Origin of the sequence: Streptomyces sp. F001 (assembly GCF_004187715.1) — a bacterium.
Lineage (GTDB): Bacteria > Actinomycetota > Actinomycetes > Streptomycetales > Streptomycetaceae > Streptomyces > Streptomyces flavusporus.
Genome location: NZ_QZWF01000001.1, coordinates 476,132 through 497,124 on the forward strand (window position 1 = coordinate 476,132; position 20,993 = coordinate 497,124).

Annotated in this window: 15 protein-coding genes and 2 pseudogenes; 11 read left to right on the forward strand and 6 right to left on the reverse strand. The window is 72.6% G+C overall.

The window, feature by feature from the left end; translation table 11 throughout:
- Positions 1-3 precede the first annotated feature (3 nt).
- From StrepF001_RS02140 to StrepF001_RS02150, 3 genes are read right to left on the reverse strand one after another with little or no spacing between them, the layout of a single operon-like run.
- Positions 4-477, reverse strand: a complete 474-nt coding sequence (locus tag StrepF001_RS02140) for a roadblock/LC7 domain-containing protein (protein WP_129796566.1) — start codon at positions 475-477, stop codon at positions 4-6.
- Entirely contained in the window at positions 474-3,002 is a 2,529-nt protein-coding gene (locus StrepF001_RS02145) for a nitrate- and nitrite sensing domain-containing protein (protein ID WP_129796567.1), read from the reverse strand. The genes StrepF001_RS02140 and StrepF001_RS02145 overlap by 4 nt, the downstream gene beginning before the upstream one ends.
- A gap of 49 nt (positions 3,003-3,051) precedes the next feature.
- A complete protein-coding gene (locus StrepF001_RS02150; protein ID WP_129796568.1) occupies positions 3,052-3,825 on the reverse strand; it encodes an MHYT domain-containing protein in 774 nt (257 codons plus the stop codon).
- A gap of 152 nt (positions 3,826-3,977) precedes the next feature.
- Here StrepF001_RS02150 and StrepF001_RS02155 point away from each other — a divergent pair, with 152 nt between their 5' ends.
- From StrepF001_RS02155 to StrepF001_RS02170, 4 genes and pseudogenes are all read left to right on the forward strand, one after another.
- Positions 3,978-4,577, forward strand: coding sequence for a class I SAM-dependent methyltransferase (locus tag StrepF001_RS02155; RefSeq protein WP_129796569.1), 600 nt, complete (start codon positions 3,978-3,980; stop codon positions 4,575-4,577).
- 128 nt (positions 4,578-4,705) lie between these two features.
- On the forward strand, positions 4,706-5,002 hold the full coding sequence (locus StrepF001_RS02160) for a hypothetical protein (RefSeq protein WP_129796570.1): 297 nt from the start codon (positions 4,706-4,708) through the stop codon (positions 5,000-5,002).
- A gap of 136 nt (positions 5,003-5,138) precedes the next feature.
- The gene (locus tag StrepF001_RS02165; protein ID WP_129796571.1) at positions 5,139-5,972 is read left to right on the forward strand and encodes a hypothetical protein; all 834 of its coding nucleotides are present in this window, start codon (positions 5,139-5,141) and stop codon (positions 5,970-5,972) included.
- 169 nt (positions 5,973-6,141) lie between these two features.
- A pseudogene (locus StrepF001_RS02170) lies at positions 6,142-7,531 on the forward strand (tannase/feruloyl esterase family alpha/beta hydrolase).
- Positions 7,532-7,535: 4 nt separating this feature from the next.
- Here the strand turns inward: StrepF001_RS02170 and StrepF001_RS02175 are convergent.
- Positions 7,536-7,718 (reverse strand): hypothetical protein, encoded by a 183-nt coding sequence (locus tag StrepF001_RS02175; RefSeq protein WP_129796572.1) that lies wholly within the window; start codon positions 7,716-7,718, stop codon positions 7,536-7,538.
- A 245-nt stretch (positions 7,719-7,963) separates the two neighbouring features.
- Between StrepF001_RS02175 and StrepF001_RS02180 the strand changes: the two genes are divergently transcribed.
- The 3 genes and pseudogenes from StrepF001_RS02180 to StrepF001_RS02190 all read left to right on the forward strand — a co-directional run bounded on the left by StrepF001_RS02180 (position 7,964) and on the right by StrepF001_RS02190 (position 13,551).
- Complete coding sequence (locus StrepF001_RS02180; protein WP_129796573.1) at positions 7,964-10,828, forward strand: DEAD/DEAH box helicase; 2,865 nt, start codon at positions 7,964-7,966, stop codon at positions 10,826-10,828.
- A pseudogene (locus StrepF001_RS02185) lies at positions 10,825-12,092 on the forward strand (SWF or SNF family helicase). Before StrepF001_RS02180 ends, StrepF001_RS02185 begins: the two are co-directional and overlap by 4 nt.
- A 121-nt stretch (positions 12,093-12,213) precedes the next feature.
- Positions 12,214-13,551 carry an esterase-like activity of phytase family protein gene (locus StrepF001_RS02190; RefSeq protein WP_129796574.1) on the forward strand — a complete coding sequence of 446 codons (1,338 nt, stop codon included), beginning with the start codon at positions 12,214-12,216 and terminating at the stop codon, positions 13,549-13,551.
- 10 nt (positions 13,552-13,561) lie between these two features.
- On the opposite strand, the gene StrepF001_RS02195 is transcribed toward StrepF001_RS02190, so the two are convergent.
- Positions 13,562-13,831, reverse strand: coding sequence for a hypothetical protein (locus StrepF001_RS02195; RefSeq protein ID WP_240797263.1), 270 nt, complete (start codon positions 13,829-13,831; stop codon positions 13,562-13,564).
- A 241-nt stretch (positions 13,832-14,072) separates the two neighbouring features.
- Positions 14,073-15,239 carry a xylose isomerase gene (gene xylA / locus StrepF001_RS02200; RefSeq protein WP_129796576.1) on the reverse strand — a complete coding sequence of 389 codons (1,167 nt, stop codon included), beginning with the start codon at positions 15,237-15,239 and terminating at the stop codon, positions 14,073-14,075.
- 184 nt (positions 15,240-15,423) lie between these two features.
- On the opposite strand from xylA, the gene xylB reads away from it, so the two are divergent.
- The 4 genes from xylB to StrepF001_RS02220 all read left to right on the forward strand — a co-directional run bounded on the left by xylB (position 15,424) and on the right by StrepF001_RS02220 (position 20,967).
- Positions 15,424-16,869 (forward strand): xylulokinase, encoded by a 1,446-nt coding sequence (gene xylB, locus StrepF001_RS02205; RefSeq protein WP_129796577.1) that lies wholly within the window; start codon positions 15,424-15,426, stop codon positions 16,867-16,869.
- Between the two features lie 14 nt (positions 16,870-16,883).
- Positions 16,884-18,098: an ROK family transcriptional regulator gene (locus tag StrepF001_RS02210; RefSeq protein WP_129796578.1), complete on the forward strand. Its 1,215-nt coding sequence runs from the start codon at positions 16,884-16,886 to the stop codon at positions 18,096-18,098.
- 517 nt (positions 18,099-18,615) lie between these two features.
- Positions 18,616-19,218 carry an N-acetylmuramoyl-L-alanine amidase gene (locus tag StrepF001_RS02215; RefSeq protein WP_129796579.1) on the forward strand — a complete coding sequence of 201 codons (603 nt, stop codon included), beginning with the start codon at positions 18,616-18,618 and terminating at the stop codon, positions 19,216-19,218.
- A gap of 123 nt (positions 19,219-19,341) precedes the next feature.
- Entirely contained in the window at positions 19,342-20,967 is a 1,626-nt protein-coding gene (locus StrepF001_RS02220) for a right-handed parallel beta-helix repeat-containing protein (RefSeq protein WP_129796580.1), read from the forward strand.
- Positions 20,968-20,993: the final 26 nt, after the last annotated feature.

A 20,993-nucleotide genomic window follows, 5' to 3' on the forward strand; every position in this document is an offset into this window, starting at 1 on the left:
GCCTCATCCGGCGGCGGGCGGCCGCGCGCCGACGCGCGGCGCCGTGTAGAGATGCTCACCGACGCGCTTGACCAGCCGTGCCATCTCGTACGCCACCAGGCCGATGTCGGCGGTCACTGCGGTGAGGACGGCGAGGCAGGAGCCGTCGCCGGCCGCGGCCACGAACAGGAAGGCGTCGTCCATCTCCACCATGGTCTGGCGCACACCGCCGGCGCCGAAGTGCCGGCCCACCCCCTTGGCGAGGCTGTGGAATCCGGAGGCGACCGCGGCGAGGTGTTCCGCGTCCTCGCGGCCGAGGTCGGTGGAGGCGCCCACCGCGAGCCCGTCGTTGGAGAGCACCACGGCATGCCGTACTTCGTGCACACGCAGTACCAAGTCGTCCAGCAGCCAGTCGAGTTCGCCGGACCTCCCCCGCTCTCGGCTTCGCTCGAGCGGGGGGACCCCCACGGCGGCTCTCATGCTCGGGTCCTGGATCATGCGGAGTCTCCTTCACTGCTGTCGCTGCCGCCTGCGGGATCCGGTGCGGCACCGCGGCCGGGTTGCCGGCCGCCACCGCGCGCCCATCCGTCGCGATAGGCCGCCATCCGGTCCCGTACGAGTTCGGGGGTACGCCGGTCGTCGTTCCGGGGGTCGGAGGGCTGCGCCGTGTCCTCGGGGCGCCGGTCGCGCAGTTGGGGTGCGAGGTTCGCCTGCCGTACGCGGCGTGGGAGGTCTTCGGAGCCTTCGGAGTTGTCCGTGGGCCGGTGCAGGCGCAGGGTGGCCACTCCGGGAGGCGGGGTTTCGGGGCCGGTCTCCGCCGCCGGGACCGGAGCTACGAGGGCGGGCCGGTCGGCCGTCCGGGGGACGGCCTCCTGAAGCCGGGGGACGGCCTCCTGATGTCGGGGGCCGCCGGGCACGCGCGCGTACTCGGGTTCCGTTTCCACCGCCTTGTTGGGGGAACGTTCCGGCGCGCCGCTGTGCAGCAGGGCCGTGGGCAGCAGGACGACCGCCGTGGTGCCGCCGTAGGGCGAGGTGCGCAGGTGCACCTTGATCTCGTGCCGTGCCGCGAGTCTGCTGACCACGAACAGACCGAGCCGGTCGCTGTCGAACAGGTCCAGGGCCTCGGACTGGGCGATACGGCGGTTCGCCTCGGCGAGGGTTTCCTTGCCCATGCCCAGGCCGCGGTCCTCGACCTCGACGGCGTAGCCGTTGCCGACGGGTTCTCCGGTGATGCGCACGCGCGTGTGCGGGGGCGAGAACTGGGCGGCGTTCTCCACGATCTCGGCGAGGAGGTGCGTGAGGTCGGCGACGGCGGCGCCGATGACGGAGGCCTCGGGGAGCTGTCGTACCTCCACGCGCGCGTAGTCCTCGACTTCGGAGACGGCCGCGCGGACGACGTTCGTGAGAGGCACCGGCATGCGCCAGGCCCGGCCGGGTGCCGCGCCGGAGAGGATGATCAGGCTTTCCGCGTGGCGCCGCATGCGGGTGGTGAGGTGGTCGAGCCGGAACAGGTCGCTGAGTTCGTTCGGGTCCTCGGAGCGGCGTTCCATGCTGTCGAGGAGGCTCAGCTGGCGGTGGACGAGGACCTGGCTGCGGCGGGCGAGGTTGACGAAGACCCCCGAGATGCCGCTGGCGAGTTCGGCACGCTCCACGGCGGCCCGCAGCGCGGCTCGGTGCACACTGCCGAGGGCCTCGGCGACCTGGCCGGTCTCGTCCTCCGCGGGCGGCCCGGGCGGTGCCTCGGCCCGCACGTCGATCTCCTCGCCCGCGCGCAGCTTCCGCATGGCTTCGGGGAGTTTGCGGCGGGCTATCTCCAGGGCGCTGTTGCGCAGACTCACCAGCTCGACGACGAGGGCACGTCCGATGCGTACGGAGATCACCAGGGACGCGGCGACGGCGGCGAGTCCGAGGAGTACGGCGGCGCCTGCAGGGGTGAGCAGTCCGCGGGTGAACGGGTCGGCCCGGTCCGCGACACCGCGGGCGGCGTCCTGTTCGATCGTGCGCATGCCGCCCTGCACGCGTGCGTGTGCCCGCTCCCAGTCGGCTTCGGGTGCGACCTCGATCGCCCGGGCGCCCGGGCCGACGGTCAGGACCTCGTCCTCGAGGGTGCCGAGGGCGGCGTAGTCACCGCCGTCGGCGAGGTTCCGCCAGGCGGCGCGTTCGTCACCGCGCAGGTCGGCGACGGCGGACTGGGTCAGGGCGCGGCGGGTGTCGACGGCGCCGGTGAACAGCCGCAGCCGCTCGCCGCCCAGGCCACCCGCGAGGCGCGCGCTGGTGATCAGCACGTCCTCCTGGGCCAGGGCCTCGCCCGCGCGGGAGAATTCGAGCAGTACGCGCGCGTCGGAGCCGAGTTCGGCGTCCTGGATGCCGGTGAGCGCGCCGCCCACGCCGAGGGCCGTGGAGATGGTCTTGGTGTAGCGGTCGTACGTCTCGTCCCATCCGGCGCGGCGGTCGAGCACCGCGGTCCGCAGCGGGTGCAGTTGCTCGGCTCCGGTGACGAAGGCGTCGAGGCGCTGGGCCACTCCCGCGGGCAACTCCTGGCCGTCCGCGACGGTGCTGCGGTCACCGAGCCGCAGTTCCGCCACTGCCCGGTCCGTGCGCTGCGCGAGCTGCTTGAGGTCGCCGCCCTGTCCTGCGGAGGGGTCGGTCGCATGGCGTACGGCGGCGGCGCGCTCGGCCTGGAGTGCGGCCACCGCGGCCGCGACGGGGGCCCGTACCTCGGAGTCCACGCGCTGCAACTGCCGCAGCCGGGAGACGTCCTGGACGGTGGTGACGGTCGCGTACGCCCACAGGGCCAGCAGTGACACGACGGGCACCATCAACAGGCAGACGATCTTGGCGCGGACGGTGCGCGGTCGGATGCGCCAGTGATCCGCGCGCGGGGACCCGCCCTCCGGCGCCGCATCGGTGGCCTGGTCCGGGCCCTCGTCCGCCGGTGGTCCGGCGTGCGCGCGGCGGCCGCGTACGGGGGGTGCGGACGGCGTCTGGGCGCCTGACGTGGGCGTCCTACGGGGTGTACGCATGGCCTCCTCGCTCGGAAGGGTTCGGGGACGTGCCGGTGCGCATGCGCCGTCAGCGGGCGACGCTCTCGACGGGCCGCTGGGCCGACACGGATGCCTCGCGCTCCCCCGCCGTCGGCGACAGCGCCACGAAGGCCGAGGTCAGGAAGAGGTAGGACCCGAGGCCGACGGCGAGGGGGAAGACGAACTGCATCGCCGTGGCCCCGGGCAGGACCTCGCCGGAGGGGGTGACCTGCACGCGTACCGCGAACATCCCCGTGTAGTGCATGCTGCTCACCGCCGCTCCCATGACGAGGGAGGCTACGGTGACCGCGACGGGCGACTTGATGTTGAGGGCCGCCCACAGGGCCGCTGTCGCCGCGACGACGGCGATCACGACGGAGAGGGCGACGAGCATCGGGTCGTACGTCACGTCACCGTGCAGTCGGACCGCCGCCATGCCCAGGTAGTGCATGCTCGCGACCCCCAGCCCGGTGGTGAGACCGCCGAGGAGCAGGGCACGGGTCCGGTCGCGGCCGTAGCCGACCGCGAAGACGCCGGCGCTGACCACGATCATGGCCACGAGAAGACTGAGGACGGTCAGCGGTACGTCGTAGCGGATCTCGGTGCCGTTGACGCTGAAGCCGAGCATGGCCACGAAGTGCATGGTCCAGATGCCCGTGCCGATGGCCGAGGCGGCCGTGACGAGCCAGTTGCGGCGTGAACGCCCCGTGGCGCCGAGCGCGCGGACGGTGCAGCGGAGCCCGAGTGCGGCGCCTATGCAGGCCATCGCGTACGACAGCACGGGGGTCAGCCAGCCGAAGGCGGCGTGGTCCAGGTGTCCCATGACCCCGGGACGCTAGTCGGGGCACGGGCGCACAAAGGGGGCGCATTTCGAAAGCTGTTGGAATATGACGCAGAAATGTACCTGAACGATCGCGTCCAGCTCGAACATGTGCGCCGACGTGTCATCCGTGACGGTGAGGGATCATGCGGAACATGAACGACGACCGTACGCACGTCCAGGAGTTCTTCGCCGCCCGCGCAGCCGACTGGGACAGCCGGTTCCCCGACGACGGCCCCGCCTACGCGGCGGCGGTGGCCGAGCTCGGTCTTCACGAGGGCGATCGGGTCCTCGATGCCGGCTGCGGCACCGGACGTGCCCTGCCGCCCCTGCGGGCGGCCGTGGGGCCCTCCGGAGTGGTCCTCGGCGCCGATCTGACACCCGCCATGCTCGAAGCCGCCGTACGGGCCGGACGGGACCGCGACGGGCGGCTGCTGCTCGCGGACGTGGCGGCGCTGCCGTTGCGCGCGCGATCGCTCGACGCGGTGTTCGCGGCGGGCCTGATCGCCCACTTGCCCGACCCGGCCGAGAATCTGCGGGAGCTGGCGCGTGTGGTGCGCCCCGGCGGCAGACTGGCGCTCTTCCACCCGATCGGACGGGAGGCGCTCGCCGCCCGCCAGGGCCGGCAGATCACCCCGGATGACCTCCGCGCGGAGCCCAACCTGCGTGTCCTGCTGACCCGTTCGGGGTGGCGCATGACGTCGTACGTCGACGAGGATGCCCGCTTCCTGGCCCTGGCCGTCCGCGAGAGCTGACCCGTGGTCGAACGGACCGGTCCGGCCGCTCACCGCGCCGTCCCTCTTCTGTCGCCGAAGCTCCAACTCTACGTTGAGGAGCGGCTGATGAACGATCGGCGACGCCATGGAGGGGGAAGGTGGTCACAGTGTTCGACAGAGTCCGCAAGTCCTGGGCAGGATTCCGCGAGGCCTTGCGATCGGAGCGGGACTCCGGCGAGGACAAACGTACACACAACCTGTTCGAGGCGGCCGCCGCATACGTGTCGGCGTGCGCGGAGGACGACCAGGAGCGGATCGACGAGGCTGCGGGCTGGGTGTCGCCGGAGGCGCTGTCGTTCGGGGTGAACGAGCTGGCGTGCCGGGCCGTCATCGCGCTGGCGCGGGAGCGCGACGAGTCGCCGCGGACCGTCGCCCGTGCGCTCCTGGGACTGCCGTCGGCCTGACGTACCCGCCCAGGGCGGGCGATTCCGCCCCGGCCAGCCGGATAACCCCAGCTCCGGATGGTCCGCGGAGTCGTGACAAGCTCGTCCCGGTCGCACTAGGGTGCGCGCCGTTGGACGAACTCCTGGGGAGGCTGGGATGGCCGGGACGGACGAGAGCGCCGTCGCCGCCGCGGACGATGCGCTCTATGTGCTCACGGCGGTGCTGCTGACGCCGGCGCAGTTCCCGAGCGTGCTGGGCGACGACTACCCGGAGGCCTGCGCGGCGCTCGGTCTCGCGCCGCTCGCCGACGGGTACGGCCTGGTGCTCGGACAGGACGGCGACGGCGCACGGTGGACGGTCGTCACCGACGACGTGTCGCTGGTCGCCGTCGCCATCGCCTCCTGGGACTGCGGCATGGAGTACGACCTGTCGCCCGACGAGCGCTCCGTCGTCGCGGCCCTGCCCGGCTGGCCCCTGGCGGTCGCCGTTGCGGCGCCCGGCGTGCCCGAGCCGCACGATCCCGACCCCGACCCCGCGGACGGTCCCCCGCTGTGTCCCCCCGACACCAGCAACTGGGGGCCGGCCCAGCGACGGCTCGGCGCCGACGAGATCGCCCTCCAGTGGGCGGTGTGGCGCGAGCAGATCGACGACGCCGAGTTCGTGACGCCGGACGGTCCCGCCGGGGCCGCGGAGGGCGGGGACGGCAAGGACGCGAGCCCAGGGCGCACCGGCATCCGGCGCGTGCTCGCCGAGGCGCGCGCGTACGTGGACGCCCCGCCGCCGCTCGGCCGCGTCCGCTCGTCCTTCGCCCCGGGAGACGCACGAACGCTGCGGGCCGACGGTCCCGGTTGGTCGCTGGTGGCCAGGACCGACGACATCGCGTTCGTGCTGCTCGACGAGGTGCCCGGCGAGGTCCTGCCGGTGGGCCGGGGGCCGGAACTGCCGGGTCTGCTGGAGGCGCTCGACAAGATGGCCGTACGGCCCAGCTGATCCGGGACTCCCTCCATAGGGCTACACACCCTCGCCTGTCAGGGACATCCATACGGAGACGGCGTCATATGTGGTGCCAGTCCATGGAAGACGCGCATGGGGAGCCGCACGATAGGGCAGCCCGCGGCTCTGCTCCCTTACCGCTCCCCGGCATGCTCTGGAGGCCTCGATGCGTCCTTCCCGTGGTGTTCCCTCGGTTGCCGCCGCCCTTGCGGCAGCGATTGTGGCAGCAGCTCTCAGCGCGCCGACACCCGCCGCTGCCGCGGGCGTCGGCGACAGCCACTGCGAACGACAGGAACGTGTGCACGTGCCGGGCGCGGAGTTCCAGCGAACCGCCTGTCTGGCCGACCTGACCACCACGGGACTGGCCGGCACCCCGTACACCGACCTGGCCGACCAGGCGGGCCTGACCGCCCGGGCCACCCGAACGCCTTCCGGCGTGCCCGGGGTGCAGGTCGACGGCTACTTCCCGGACTCCTCGCGTTTCAACGCCACGCACGGCTGGCGGCATGACGCGCAGTTCGTGATCCGCCTGCCGGACCGCTGGAACGGCGGTCTCGTCGTCACGGGGGCGCCCGGCACCCGCAGACAGTACGCGACCGACAAGGCGATCTCCGATCAGGTGCTGGCCCAGGGATACGCATACGCCGCGACCGACAAGGGCAACAACGGGACCGACTTCTACCGCGACGGCACCCGGCCCGGCGACGCGGTCGCCGAGTGGAACGCGCGCACGACCCAGCTCACGCGCGCGGCGCGGAAGGCCGTCGCCCAACGGTACGGGCACGCCCCGCGCCGCACGTACATGACCGGCATCTCCAACGGCGGCTATCTCACGCGCTGGCAGTTGGAGAACCATCCGGAGCTGTATGACGGCGGTGTGGACTGGGAGGGTGCGCTGTGGACGGCGGACGGCCCCAATCTGCTCACCTCCCTGCCCACGGCGGTGGGGCGGGTCCTCGGTTCGGCGTCGGAAGAGGAGCTGTACTCGGTGGGCTTCGCGCGCGGCTCGGAGTTTCTGTGGCCGTACCACGAGAAGGCCTACTGGGGTGTCACGCAGAAGACGTATCGGGCGGAGTTCGACCCGGCATACGATCCCGGCTGCCCCGGACCGTCCGCCGGTGCGACGACCGAGGAGATCCTGGCGCCCTGTGCATCCGACGCGGCCTACGACTACGCCTCGCGCCCCGCGTCCGTCCATCGCGCGGTGGCCCGGGTGGCGCTGACCGGACGCATCGGGAGGCCGCTGATCACACTGCACGGGGACCTGGACGCGCTGCTGCCCAAGGCGGCCGACTCCGACGTGTACGAGGGCATGGTCGACGCTCGCGGGCGGGGTCCGCTGCACCGGTACTACACCGTCCGGGGTGGAACCCATGTCGACGGCCTACCCGGACCGGCTGCGGCCGATCCTGCCCTGCTATCGGTCTGCCTTCGACGCGCTCGTCGCATGGGTCGAACAGGGCACCCGTCCGCCCGCGGACCGGACCGTCGCCCGGCCCACGGACGGTGATGTGGTCGACTCGTGTGCACTGGACGGCACCGGTCCGGGGCGGTAGCGCGTCAGCGGCCGAGCTCCTTGCGTCCGACACGACGCAGCCTGCGTCGCTGCGAGGGGTCCAGCGCCAGGTACGCGGCGGCCGGGACTCCCAGCACGATCAGCAGCGCGGCCCACCAGGGAAGCCAGATCAGCAGGATGAGCCCGGCCGCCACACCCCCTGCGGCGATCTTCGCGTTCTTCGACATATGTGTCGCCTCCTTCGCGGCCACTGCCGCTCTCTGTCCTGAAAACGGGCCCGCGCTTCCGGCGGTTCCGGATCGCGACCCTGAGACGCACCCTGAGACATCCCTGACGCCCGACCCTTACCCATCCCCGAGCACCGGCAAGTGATTCAGGTCACAGTCGAAGCATGCCGGGTCGGCCGGCGATGTGCCGTATTCTCGGCGACTCCGATCCCAGGTAGTCAAATTTGAGGAATGCGGACTTCGCTGTGCAGAGGATTCCCGCGGCATCCCCCTCCGAGATCTCCGAACTGGCCCGCTGCTGTGCCGTGTTCCTGCCGGGCGATCCCGCCCGCACCGGCAGCGTAGCCTTCTGGCGGCCGGACGGCGCCGCTCCGCCGAGCGTCGACGGCGGCACCGTCGAGGACCTGGGCGTCGTCCTGCCCGCCGGCGACGGCGTGGAGCTGGTAGGCGTGTCCGCCCTGTTGCTCCCCGTGCGCGCGGCCCTGCCCGTTCTCACGCGCGCGCGTGTGGCCCCGCAGGGACATCGTTCGGCCGTGTTCTGGGGAGCGGCCGCAGTGCTGGCCCTGCAGTTCGCGGCGCGCGGCCTGCTGCTGCCCGGCCTGTCCCCCGGCGACCACGACGCCTGGCGTGCGGGTCCCCTGCGTGCCGAGGACGTCGAGAGCGTCCGCCGGCTCGCCGCCGCGATGCCGCCCGAGGCCCACGCCGTACCGCTGGACACCACCGAGCCGCTGCGCCTGCCCGCACCGGAGCGCCTGCTGCGGGCCTTCCTGGACGCGGCTGCCGACGCGCTGCCCCGCTCCCCGGCCGCGTCGCTCGTCACGGGCGGTCCGGCTTACGCGGCGCACGATCCGCAGCACCTCCCCGGGCAACGGGCATGGGCCGCCGATATCGCCGCGGGTAACGACGCGGGTGTACGCATCTCGCTGCGGATCGAGGTGCGCGGTCTGGCGGCCACAGGACCGGACGAGACGGAGCCGGCCTTCCGGGCCGTGCTCCAGGTGCACAGCGTGAGCGATCCCTCGCTGGTCGCGGACGCCGCCGAGGTGTGGGCCGGGACGGATGCGACGAGCCGTGTCCTCGGTCCGCGCGCGCGGATGGACGCCCTGCTCTCGCTCCGTCGCGCCGCCCGCGCCTGGCCGGCGCTCACCCCGCTGCTCTCGGCCGCTGTGCCGGATGCCGTCGAACTCGCCGACGAGGAGGTGACCGAGCTGCTCGGTGACGGTTCGGCAGCCCTCGCCGGTGCCGGGATCGACGTGCACTGGCCCAGGGAACTGGCCCGCAAGCTGACCGCACGTGCGGTCGTCGGCCCCCCGGACGACGAGACGGCTGCGCACCGGCTGTCCTCGGACACGCCGTCGTTCCTGTCCGCCGATGCACTGCTCGCCTTCAACTGGCGGTTCGCACTGGGCGACCAGCGGCTCACCCGCGCGGAACTGGATCGTCTCGCCGAGGCGAACCGGCCGGTGGTGCGGCTGCGCGACCAGTGGGTCCTGATCGATCCTCAGGAGGTGCGCCGCGCCCGCGCGCAGCAGGACCGCAAGGTCACGCCCATCGACGCGCTCGGCGCCGCGCTGACCGGCTCGACGGAGGTCGACGGCCGCCGGGTCGAGGTGCAGCCGACGGGGTGGCTGGCCGCGCTGCGTGAGCGCCTCGCGGACCCGGAGGGGCAGGAGCCGGTCGGGCAGCCCGCCGCTCTCGCCGCCGAGCTGCGCGACTACCAGCGGCGGGGCCTGAGCTGGCTGGCCCGGATGACGTCCCTGGGGCTGGGCTGCTGTCTCGCCGACGACATGGGGCTCGGCAAGACGATCACACTGATCGCCCTGCATCTGCACCGGCAGACCGACCCGTCGGCCGCCGGTCCCACGCTCGTGGTGTGTCCGACGTCCCTGATGGGCAACTGGCAGCGCGAGATCGAGAGGTTCGCGCCCGGCACACCCGTGCGCCGCTTCCACGGCTCGCGGCGTGCCCTGGACGACCTGGCCGACGGGGAGTTCGTCCTCACCACGTACGGCACGATGCGGCTCGATGCGGGCCGGCTGGCCGAGGTGCCGTGGGGCCTGGTCGTGGCGGACGAGGCACAGCACGTGAAGAACCCCTACTCGGCGACCGCGCGTGCGCTGCGTTCCATCGGCGCACGCGCGCGCGTGGCACTGACCGGCACACCGGTGGAGAACAACCTGTCGGAGCTGTGGGCCATCCTCGACTGGACCACTCCGGGACTTCTCGGCCGCCTCGGCACCTTCCGCACGCGGTACGCGCAGGCCGTGGAGAGCGGCCAGGACCCGGCTGCCGCGGAGCGGCTCGCCCGGCTGGTCCGTCCGTTCCTGCTGCGCCGGCGCAAGTCGGATCCGGGGATCGCGCCCGAGCTGCCGCCGAAGACGGAGACCGATCGCGCCGTGTCGCTCACCACGGAGCAGACGGGACTGTACGAGGCGGTCGTACGCGAGACGCTGGCGGAGATCTCCGGCGCCGACAGCATGGCGCGGCGCGGCCTGATCGTGAAGCTGCTGACCGGCCTGAAGCAGATCTGCAACCACCCCGCGCAGTACCTCAAGGAGGACCGGCCCACGATCGCCGGACGCTCGGGGAAGCTGGAGCTGCTGGACGAGCTGCTCGACACCATCCTCGCCGAGGGGGCGAGCGTCCTGGTTTTCACGCAGTACGTGGGGATGGCCCGCATCGTCGAACGGCACCTGTCGGACAGAGGCGTGGCCTCGCAGTTCCTGCACGGCGGAACGCCCGTCTCCGAGCGCGAGGCGATGGTGCGGCGCTTCCAGGACGGTGAGGTCCCCGTCTTCCTGCTGTCGTTGAAGGCCGCCGGCACGGGACTGAACCTCACGCGGGCCGAGCACGTCGTGCACTACGACCGCTGGTGGAACCCGGCCGTCGAGGCGCAGGCCACCGACCGGGCGTACCGCATCGGCCAGGACCGGCCCGTGCAGGTGCACCGGCTGATCGCCGAGGGCACGATCGAGGACCGGATCGCCGACATGCTGGACCGCAAGCGGGAACTGGCCGACGCCGTGCTCGGCTCCGGCGAGGCGGCTCTGACGGAGCTGACGGACGCGGAACTGGCCGATCTGGTGGAGCTGAGGGGGACCGCGCGATGAGCCGTCACGACCACGGACACGCCGACGGGACAGAGCGCACGTTCGCCGCGTTGCCGCCCACGCGCGGGAGGGGTTTCGCGGTGACGTGGTGGGGCCGTGCCTGGCTCAGGGCCCTGGAGGACGCGGCACTGGACGCCGGGCAGGTGAAGACGGGCCGTCGGCTCGCGCGCGCGGGAGCCGTGGGCGCGGTGTCGGTGCGGCCCGGCCGCATCACCGCGGTCGTCCAGGACCGCGACGGAACGGGGCACCGGGCCGACGTACTGCTGGAGGAGCTGTCCGCCGAGCAGTGGAACCGCTTCCTGGAGATGGCGGTGGAGCGGGCCGGGCATGTCGCCGCGCTGCTCGACCGGGAGATGCCGCCGCACCTCGTGGAGGACGCGGCAGCGGCCGGGATCGAACTGCTGCCGGGCATGGGCGATCTGGAGCCCGAGTGCGACTGCGGCGCCTGGGACCAGTGCGGACACACGGCAGCGCTGTGCTACCAGACGGCGCGACTGCTCGACGAGGATCCCTTCGTTCTGCTGCTGATGCGGGGGCGGGGCGAACACGCCCTGCTGGACGACCTCCAGGACCGCACCAGTAGGCCCGCCGAAGAACCGGTCGAGCCGGAGGGAGTGGACGCCGCGGAGGTCTGGGCGGCGGGCGGCATCCTGCCTCCGCTGCCCGACCCGCCCGGACTCCCCGAGCACCCCGGTCTCCCGCCTCTCTGGACACCGAGGCACCGCCCGCCCAGGGGATCGCCCCGGCCGCCCTGGAGTTCCTGGCGGCCCGGACCGCCGTGGCGGCGCACCGGATGCTGGCCCAGGCGCTGCGGCCGACGGCTGCTCCGGAAGCGGAACTGACGCTCGCTCAGGATGCCGTCCGGCTGGCTGCGGGGTCTCCTGAGAAGGCGGTGGCGGACCGGCTCGCCGACGGTTCCGGGCGCGGCCGGGACGAACTGGAGTTGGCCGTACGCGCCTGGCAGTACGGTGGCGTGGCCGGACTGTCGGTGCTCGAGGAGGAGTGGACCGTGCAGGGGGAAACCCTCGCACGCGCGCGTGCCGCACTGGAGGCGGCCTGGGACGACGACGAGCGGCCGACGCTGCGCGCCAGGGGCAACCGGTGGACGGTCGTCGGCGCGCCGAGCCAGCTGCGGCTGGGCCGCGACGGCCGCTGGTGGCCGTACCGGAAGGAGCACGGCCGCTGGGCACCGGCGGGAAGCGGGGCCCAGGATCCGGCCACGGCACTGGCCGCGACCGAACAACCGGCGGCGGAAGAAGCCTGATCGAACCGGATGTCGGCCGGACCGGCGGCCGACGTCCACCGTTCACGCGAGTGTCGTACGACGTTCCTCGAGGGGTTCAAATCTGGCCGCTGTCACCGAACTTGGTCCATCAGGAGGCCCGATGTCCCCGCACGCCACCGGCCGGCGCCGCGTCCACCGTTCCGTCGCAGCGGGCGTACCTCTCGCCGTGGTCGCCGCTCTGCTGGCGGCGGCTCCGGCCACGGGCGCCTCGTCCGAGGACGCGCGCGTGATCCGCACGGCGACGCTGGGCGACATGTCGCTCGGCGCGTTCAGCAACGTGCTGCTGCCCGGCACGGTGGCCGACGACCGGGGGGTGGACCTCGGCGGCATCGGCAGCGACATCTACCCGGCGGGCCGCAAGGGCGAGTTCTGGACGGTCACCGACCGCGGGCCGAACGGCCAGATCAAGGTGGACGGCAAGAACCGGCGGACGTTCCCGGTGCCGGGCTTCGATCCGGCGATCGTGCGGATCCGGGTCTGCGGGGGCTCGGTGCGGGTGCTGGACGCGATCCCGATCACCACGTCCTCCGGGAAGCCCGTGACCGGTCTGCCCAACCAGGAGGGGCGTGACGAGGCGCCGTACTCCTACGACGCGGGGACTGAGCTGTCGTACGACCCGAACGGGCTGGACACCGAGGGCATCGTGCGGGCCGAGGACGGCAGCTTCTGGCTCGTCGACGAGTACGGGCCCTCCCTGGTCCATGTCTCCGCGCGCGGGAAGGTGCTCACGCGCTTTGTGCCGGAGGGGCTGAACCTCACCGGCGCGGACTACCCGGTCGTGGAGGCGCTGCCGTCCGTACTGCTGCACCGGAAGATCAACCGTGGCTTCGAGGGGCTCGCGCTGCTGCCGGGCGGCGACCTGGTGATGGCGGTGCAGAGCCCGCTGTCCCTGCCGGACAAGGACGCCGGAGAGGCGTCGCGCACCACCCGGCTGTTGCGCTTCTCCCCGAAGAAGGCCGTCACCGCCGAGTACGCGTACCGCTTCGACGCGGTGAACGTCGTCGATCCCGGCGAGGACGACACCTCCGAGCTCAAGATCTCCTCGGTGGTCGCCGTGGGCGGTGACCGTCTGCTGGTCGAGGAGCGCACCGACAAGGCCGCCCGGCTGCAGCTCGTGCGCCTGGACCGCGGCGCGAACATCCTGGGCGGCGCGTGGGACGACGACGCCACGTCGCCGTCCCTGGAGCAGCTCGACGACCCGGCGGCCGCAGGTGTTCCGGTGCTCGCCAAGCGGCTGGTCGTCGACCTGGGCACGGTCGCCGGCGTCCCCGGCAAGATCGAGGGCATCGCGCGCGTGAACCGCGACACGCTCGCCCTGATCAACGACAACGACTTCGGGATGACGGACGGCGCGGAGGCGTTCGACGCCCAGGGCCGCCTGGTCGACAGCGGGATCGAGACGTCGGTGGTCTACGTACGGCTGCCGCGCGGGCTGTGATGCAGTCCTCCTAGGGCAGTAGGTCGCCCGGGACGGAGGGGATCAGCGATTCGAGGTCGCTCGGTACCCCACTCGGCAGTTCGGTCGGGAACTGCGACGGCAGGGACGGCAACTGGCTGGGCAGCCTGCTGGGCAACTCGGTCGGGATGCCGAGCGACGGACCGGGCGACTGACTCGCGCTGCTCTCGGCGGGCTGCTTGCCGTCCGGGGAGTCGTCGCTGCCGAAGGCCGTGAGGACGACGGCGGCGACGGCGCCGACGCCCACGAGCGCGGCGAGCACGATGAGGACGGGGTTCCGCCGTCGTGCCGGAGGTTCCGGCGGCGGTCCGAAGCCGCCGTCCGGAGGCGGCGTGTCACCCGGAGGGCCGGGCGGTTGAGGCGATACGGGCGGCAGGGCCATACCCCCAGGTTCGCGGCACGCCCGGCCGTGCCGCGACCCCCACGCGGACGTTGACACGGGCTCATGCCATGGATCGCACGATTCCGCGGCATTCCGCGTGGAGGTCACGACGGGCGCGGCCTCAGCCGCGCGCGCCCAGCAGATGGTCCATGGCCAGCTGGTCGAGCCGCTCGAAGGCCATCCCGCGCGCGGCGGCCGCCTCCACGTCGAACTCCTCGAAGGCCGTGCGGTCGGCGAGCAGCGCCTGCAGACCGTCCGCCGCGGTGGGCTGGGCCAGCTCGTCGAGACGGGAGGCGCGCAGGGCCTTCTGGACCTCCGGGTCGGCCCGGAAGGCGGCAGAGCGCTCCTTCAGGATGAGGTAGTTGCGCATGCAGCCGGCGGCCGATGCCCACACGCCGTCGAGGTCCTCGGTCCGCGGCGGCTTGAAGTCGAAGTGGCGGGGTCCGTCGTAACCGGCGCTCTCCAGGAGGTCGACCAGCCAGAAGGCGGCGCGCAGGTCACCGGCGCCGAAGCGCAGGTCCTGGTCGTACTTGATGCCGGACTGGCCGTTGAGGTCGATGTGGAAGAGCTTGCCCGCCCACAGGGCCTGCGCGATGCCGTGCGGGAAGTTCAGCCCGGCCATCTGCTCGTGCCCGACCTCGGGGTTGACGCCGTACAGCTCCGGCCGCTCCAGGCGCTCGATGAACGCCAGGGCGTGGCCGACCGTGGGCAGCAGGATGTCGCCGCGCGGCTCGTTCGGCTTGGGCTCGATCGCGAAGCGCAGGTCGTAGCCCTGGGAGGTCACGTACTCGCCGAGGAGGTCGAACGCCTCCTTCATGCGGTCGAGGGCGGCGCGCACATCCTTGGCGCCGCCGGACTCGGCGCCCTCCCGGCCGCCCCAGGCGACGTACGTCTTCGCGCCCAGTTCGACGGCGAGGTCGATGTTGCGGATGGTCTTGCGCAGCGCGTAGCGGCGCACGTCGCGGTCGTTGGCGGTGAACGCGCCGTCCTTGAAGACGGGGTGCGTGAAGAGGTTCGTGGTGGCCATCGGCACGGTCATGCCGGTCGCGTCCAGGGCCTGGCGGAAGCGCTTGATGTGCGACTCGCGCTCGGTGTCGGAGGACCCGAACGGGATCAGGTCGTCATCGTGGAAGGTCACTCCGTGCGCGCCGAGCTCGGCCAGGCGCTGCACCGTCTCGACCGGGTCGAGGGCCCGCCGGGTGGCGTCGCCGAACGGGTCCCTTCCCTGCCAGCCGACGGTCCACAGGCCGAAGGTGAACCTGTCCTCGGGGGTGGGCTGGTAGTTCATGCCGCGGCTCCCTTGCTCGCTTGCGACTGTTGCACACGACTATTTCGTCATGGCGGTTTACAAATTAGTATGCAGAAGCACCTCTGGGAAGAGACAAGGTGTCTCCGGAGCCGGGACATCACCCAGAGAGACGTGCCTCACAGCAGCCGCCGGGGCGCGTGAGCCGCAGGAAAGGGAGAGCCCGATGTCAGCAGCCGAGGGTCCGCTCGTCGTCGGCGTGGACACGTCCACCCAGTCCACCAAGGCGCTGGTCGTCGACGCGGCGACCGGCGAGGTCGTGGCGAGCGGCCAGGCACCGCACACCGTGTCCTCGGGAGCCGGGCGCGAGAGCGATCCGCGGCAGTGGTGGGACGCCCTGCACGAGGCGCTGCGCCAGTGCGGCGACGCCGCGCACGAGGCCGCCGCCGTGTCCATCGGAGGGCAGCAGCACGGCCTCGTCACGTTGGACGACCGGGGCGAGCCCGTCCGTCCCGCGCTGCTGTGGAACGACGTGCGCTCCGCGCCACAGGCGCGCCGGCTGACCGAGGAGCTGGGCGGCGCAAAGTTCTGGGCCGACCGCACGGGCAGCGTGCCCGCCGCGTCCTTCACGGTGACGAAGTGGGCCTGGCTCGCGGAGCACGAGCCGGACGCGATCCGCGCGACCAGGGCCGTACGCCTGCCCCACGACTACCTCACCGAACGCCTCACGGGGCAGGGCACGACGGACCGCGGCGACGCCTCCGGGACGGGCTGGTGGGCGTCCGGCAGCGAGTCGTACGACGAGGAGATCCTTGCGCACGTCGGGCTCGATCCGGCGCTGCTGCCGCGCATGGTCCGGCCCGGCGAAGTGGCGGGCACCGTGCGCGACAGCCACGACCTGCCGTTCTCCAAGGGCACCCTGGTCGCCCCCGGAACCGGCGACAACGCCGCCGCCGCGCTCGGGCTCGGGCTGCGCCCCGGCATGCCGGTGCTGAGCCTCGGCACGTCGGGCACGGTGTACGCGGTGTCGCAGCGGCGCCCCGCCGATCCGACCGGCACCGTGGCGGGCTTCGCCGATGCGCGCGGCGACTGGCTGCCGCTGGCCTGCACTCTGAACTGCACGCTCGCCGTCGACCGCGTCGCAACCCTGCTGGGCCTGGACCGCGAGGCCGTCGAGCCCGGCACGAGCGTCACCCTGCTGCCCTACCTGGACGGCGAGCGCACCCCTGACCTGCCGAACGCGTCGGGGCTGCTGCACGGCCTGCGCCACGACACCACCGCAGGCCAGCTGCTCCAGGCCGCGTACGACGGCGCCGTCCACTCCCTGCTCGGCGCGCTCGACCTGGTCCTCGACGAGGACGCCGACCGCTCGGCACCCCTGCTGCTGATCGGCGGCGGCGCCCGGGGCACGGCCTGGCAGCAGACCGTACGACGGCTCTCCGGACGCCCGGTCCAGGTCCCCGAGGCCAGAGAGCTGGTGGCGCTCGGCGCCGCGGCCCAGGCGGCCGGCCTGCTCACCGGCGAGGATCCGGCCGCGGTCGCCCGCCGCTGGAACACCACCCGCGGACCGGTGCTCGAAGCGGTCGAACGGGACGAGGAGACGCTGGCCAGGATCTCCGGGGTACTCTCCGACGCGGCCCCGCTGCTGGAGCGGAGCACGCAGATCGACTGAGGACGGACGGAGGCATGACCGCACCGCTGCACGAGGCCCGCCCTGCCGGTCCCGGGCGTGCACTGCCCGACACCCAGCAGGGCATGCGGCGCCGCAACCTGGCCCGGGTGATGCACACGGTCAGCGCCGCGGGGCCGCTCTCCCGTGCCGCGGTCGCCTCGCGCATCGGGCTGACCCGCGCGGCGGTCTCGACCCTCGTCGACGAGTTGATCCGCTCCGGCCTGCTGGAGGAGCTGGGCCCGGAACGGCCCGTCCGGGTCGGCCGGGGCCGGCCCGGGTCCGCCCTCGCCGTCAGCGGGCGCGGTCCAGCCGGGATCGGCGCCGAGGTCGGCGTCGACCACCTCGCGGTCTGTGCGGTGGACCTGCGCGGACAGGTGCGGGCGAGGATCGTGCGGCACGGCTCCAACCGCGGCCGCTCCCCTGCGCCGGTCGTAAAGGAGCTGACCCGGCTGGTACGTCATGTCGTGGCCGAGGCGGAACGCGAGGGGCTGTGGCCGGCCGGGCTCGCCGTGGCCGTGCCCGGTCTGGTGGCGGGCGACGGGCGCACCGTAGTACGCGCCCCGAACCTCGACTGGCACGACACTGACCTCGGCTCCCTGCTGCCCGCCGAGCTGCCGCTGACCGTGGACAACGAGGCCAACTTCGGAGCTCTGGCCGAACTGTGGCTGGGCGAGGGCACTCCGCGGGACTTTCTGCATGTGTCCGCCGAGATCGGCATCGGCGCGGGCGTGGTCGTGGACGGGCGGCTGCTGCGCGGAAAGCGGGGATTCGCGGGCGAGCTGGGGCATGTGCCGGTCCGGCCCGACGGGCCGGCCTGCGCGTGCGGCGGGCGCGGCTGTCTGGAGCAGTACGCCGGCGAGGAGGCGGTGCTGCGCGCGGCCGGCCTGGAACCGGGCGAGGACCGGGTGGGACTGCTCGCGGCGCGCGCGACGGAGGGCGACGAGGACGTGCGGCGGGCGCTGCGGGATGCGGGAGAGGCGCTCGGTGTCGCGCTGACCGGGGCGGTGAATCTGCTGGACCCCGAGAGTGTCGTGCTGGGCGGGGCGCTGGCCGGTCTCGCGCCGTGGCTGCTGCCGTCGCTGCGGTCCGAACTGGCCGGGCGCACGGCGGGGCCGGCCTGCCCCGTGTCCGTGTCCCGGTTCGGGCCGGAAGGGCCGTTGCTGGGTGCGGCGCACTCGGTGGTGCGCGCTGTGCTGGACGATCCGGCGGCGGTGGCGGAGCGTTCCTGACGGGCCGGCAGCAGAAGGCTGACGGGCGAGAGACCGGCGTCCCCACCCGTTCGGGTGAGCGAGTTGTCCACAATTCCGCGGCCGTCCACCGATGAGCGGGACGTCCTCCCGTCCAACCGGCACGCGTCGTACCGTGATTCACGCGAGGCGCAGCCGCCGTGTGGTGACCACGGCGGGTGTGCGGGGCTGGATTGTCGAAGGGGGGGACGCATGACGGCGGTGGAATTGCCGAAGGGTGCTGGTGCCCATCCGGTCGCGTCGCGGGGAACGCAGGGGTGTGGTCGAGAGCGATCCCCGCATGCCGACCGTCCGGCCCGAACCGGGCGAATACGCCTGGGCGTTCGGCGGCGCGCTGCCCGTGGCGCGCATCGCGCCGGGCACGGTTCTCGATCTGTACAGGGAGGGCTGCCCCGCCGGGCGCACGCGCGGCTGCGTGAGACGGCGGCGTTGCGGCGTTGAGCGGCCACCGTGGCTCGCAGCATTTCCCGACTTTCCTCGATGCAAAGGCGAATCGTCCATGGAACGGGCCCGACCGATCACCACCAGGCGTCGCATCCTGAAGGGCGCCGCCGCTCTCGCCGCCGTCCCGTACGCGCTGCTCCCCGAACCCGGCGTGGGTGCCGTGATGCCGGCCCCCGACCACCCGCACGCCGACTGGCAGCCGGCCACCGCCGCCAACTACACGGCGTCGAACCGAGGGACCGCCCGTCCCGTCGATCTCGTGGTCATCCACGTCACGCAGACGAGCTACTCCAACACCCTGGCCGTCTTTCAGAACCGTCGGAAGCAGGTCTCGGCGCACTACGTCGTCAGATCCGGCGACGGGCACGTGGCGCAGTGCGTCCGCGAGTCCGACATCGCCTGGCACGCGGGGAACTGGCACTACAACACCCGCAGTATCGGCATCGAGCACGAGGGCTGGGTCGACCAGCCCGGTTACTTCACCGACGCCCTCTACGAGCAGTCGGCCGCACTCACCGCCGCTATCTGCACGAGGTACGGCATCCCGAGGGACCGGGAGCACATCATCGGGCACCACGAAATACCGGGCACCGACCACACCGACCCCGGACCGCACTGGGACTGGGCGCGCTACACAAGGCTCGTCAACTCCGCCTGAACGGGACGCCGGGCTCGCCCGGGACTTCCGGGATTGGGCACGGCCGTTCACTGGTACTCGGTGATCGGCGGCCGCCGGGCCCGCAGCCCACCCGCCACCGCACCTCGCGAGAGGAACGTTCAGATGTCCAGGTCCCTGTCGATGCCGTTGACGGTCGACGCCCGGGAGCACGGTCTGGTCGGCGACGGAACCACCAACGATCAGCCGGCGTTCGCCGAGCTCGTGGACGCCCTGGGCGCGGCCTGCGCCGCGGACGGCCGTCCGCGGACCATTCAGGTCCCCGCCGGCTGCTACGTCATGCGGGACCGGGCCACCGTCTGGCGCAGCGGCGTGTCCCTGATCGGCGCCGGACGGGGTGCAACCCGCTTCGTGCTGGGCAACCCCGGCAGCCCGACGACCCCGGTGCCGCTGGCCTGGTTCACCGCCGCGCAGCACGGGGCCGGCCGGGACAACCATCTGGCGGACATCACCTTCGCGCATTTCGAGGTGGACGGTTCGGGCGTGTGGACCCAGGAGTACGACGCCCTGGCGAAGGGGATCGGTCTGCAGTACGTGCTGCGGGGCCGGTTCAGCGATCTGTTCGTGCACGACACCGCGGCGACCGGTTTCGGCTGTGACTTCCTGCAGGACACGCTCGTGGAGGGGGTTCTGGCGGAGCGGTGCGGACGGCAGGACCCCGGCGAGAAGATGGGCGGCGCCGGGATAGGGATCGGCGTGGGCGGCTGGGGCATGGTCGAGCGCCTGACGATCACCGCCTGCACGGCGGTCGGCAACGGCACCAACGGCATCTTCGTGGAGTTGCAGCAGGAGCACTGGCCGCCACCCCGCGGCATCCGCATCACCGCCTGTCACGCCGAGGACAACCGGTTCGGCATCTCCGACTGGGGAGCCGACGGTCTGCTGGTGACCTCGTCGACGATGCTGGCCAATCACGAGGCGGGGTTCGACGTGTCCTCCCAGGGCACATCGGGCATCGGCGGGCGCGGCGGCATCGTCACCGGCTGTGTGATCGACGGCAATGTGCGCGACGGCCTCGGGATCGGCAACACTCCCGGCCCCTACGCCTTCCGCGGCAACCGGATCAGCAACAACGGTCGGTACGGGTACTGGGAGCACAATCTCGCGGGCGGCGACCAGGAAGCGGCAGCAGACATCGTGCTGGAGTCCAACGACATCCGGGACAACGCGCTCGACGGTGTCCGTATCGACGCCGGCCTGCGGGATCCGGCCGTCCTCGGCAACCGGATCCGCAACAACGGCCGCCGCGCCGCGCCGGTGGCATCGGGTGGCGGTGCCGGGGTGCGCTTCAGTCGGCTGTCCATGATCGACGAGAACGCCGACTGGCCGCCGGACGGGCATCGCGGCAAACAGCTGACGGTGGGCGCCCAGCACGCCGTGGTCACGTTCAACACAGAAACAGAAATCCGCCTGGCGCCTGTGCGGCCGGGGGCAGGAACGGCCTGGATCGACGGCACGCCGGAGCCGGGCTCCCCGTACCGGCTGCCCGGTTCCCCGGCGCCGCGGGCCGGAATCACCACCGCCGCCACCGTCTGCGGACCGCACATGCACAGCAACCGGATCTGGGACGACCAACGGCCCAGGACTCAGACCCACGCCCTCTGGATCACAGACACAGGCAGCTGGAGGGGCGGACGCGTGGCCGGCAACGACTTCAGGGACAACGCGTCGGCGGCCACGCGCTTCGACACCGCTCCCGTCGACGGCCGGTGGCACGACAATGAGTCATGAACCGCGGCTTACCGCCGTTGAACGGC

Coding starts and splice junctions, on each gene's coding strand:
- StrepF001_RS02140 (WP_129796566.1), bottom strand. CDS start 477: ATGATCCAGGACCCGAGCATGAGAGCCGCCGTGGGGGTCCCCCCGCTC.
- StrepF001_RS02145 (WP_129796567.1), bottom strand. CDS start 3,002: ATGCGTACACCCCGTAGGACGCCCACGTCAGGCGCCCAGACGCCGTCC.
- StrepF001_RS02150 (WP_129796568.1), bottom strand. CDS start 3,825: ATGGGACACCTGGACCACGCCGCCTTCGGCTGGCTGACCCCCGTGCTG.
- StrepF001_RS02155 (WP_129796569.1), top strand. CDS start 3,978: ATGAACGACGACCGTACGCACGTCCAGGAGTTCTTCGCCGCCCGCGCA.
- StrepF001_RS02165 (WP_129796571.1), top strand. CDS start 5,139: ATGGCCGGGACGGACGAGAGCGCCGTCGCCGCCGCGGACGATGCGCTC.
- StrepF001_RS02175 (WP_129796572.1), bottom strand. CDS start 7,718: ATGTCGAAGAACGCGAAGATCGCCGCAGGGGGTGTGGCGGCCGGGCTC.
- StrepF001_RS02190 (WP_129796574.1), top strand. CDS start 12,214: ATGTCCCCGCACGCCACCGGCCGGCGCCGCGTCCACCGTTCCGTCGCA.
- xylA (WP_129796576.1), bottom strand. CDS start 15,239: ATGAACTACCAGCCCACCCCCGAGGACAGGTTCACCTTCGGCCTGTGG.
- xylB (WP_129796577.1), top strand. CDS start 15,424: ATGTCAGCAGCCGAGGGTCCGCTCGTCGTCGGCGTGGACACGTCCACC.
- StrepF001_RS02210 (WP_129796578.1), top strand. CDS start 16,884: ATGACCGCACCGCTGCACGAGGCCCGCCCTGCCGGTCCCGGGCGTGCA.
- StrepF001_RS02215 (WP_129796579.1), top strand. CDS start 18,616: ATGGAACGGGCCCGACCGATCACCACCAGGCGTCGCATCCTGAAGGGC.
- StrepF001_RS02220 (WP_129796580.1), top strand. CDS start 19,342: ATGTCCAGGTCCCTGTCGATGCCGTTGACGGTCGACGCCCGGGAGCAC.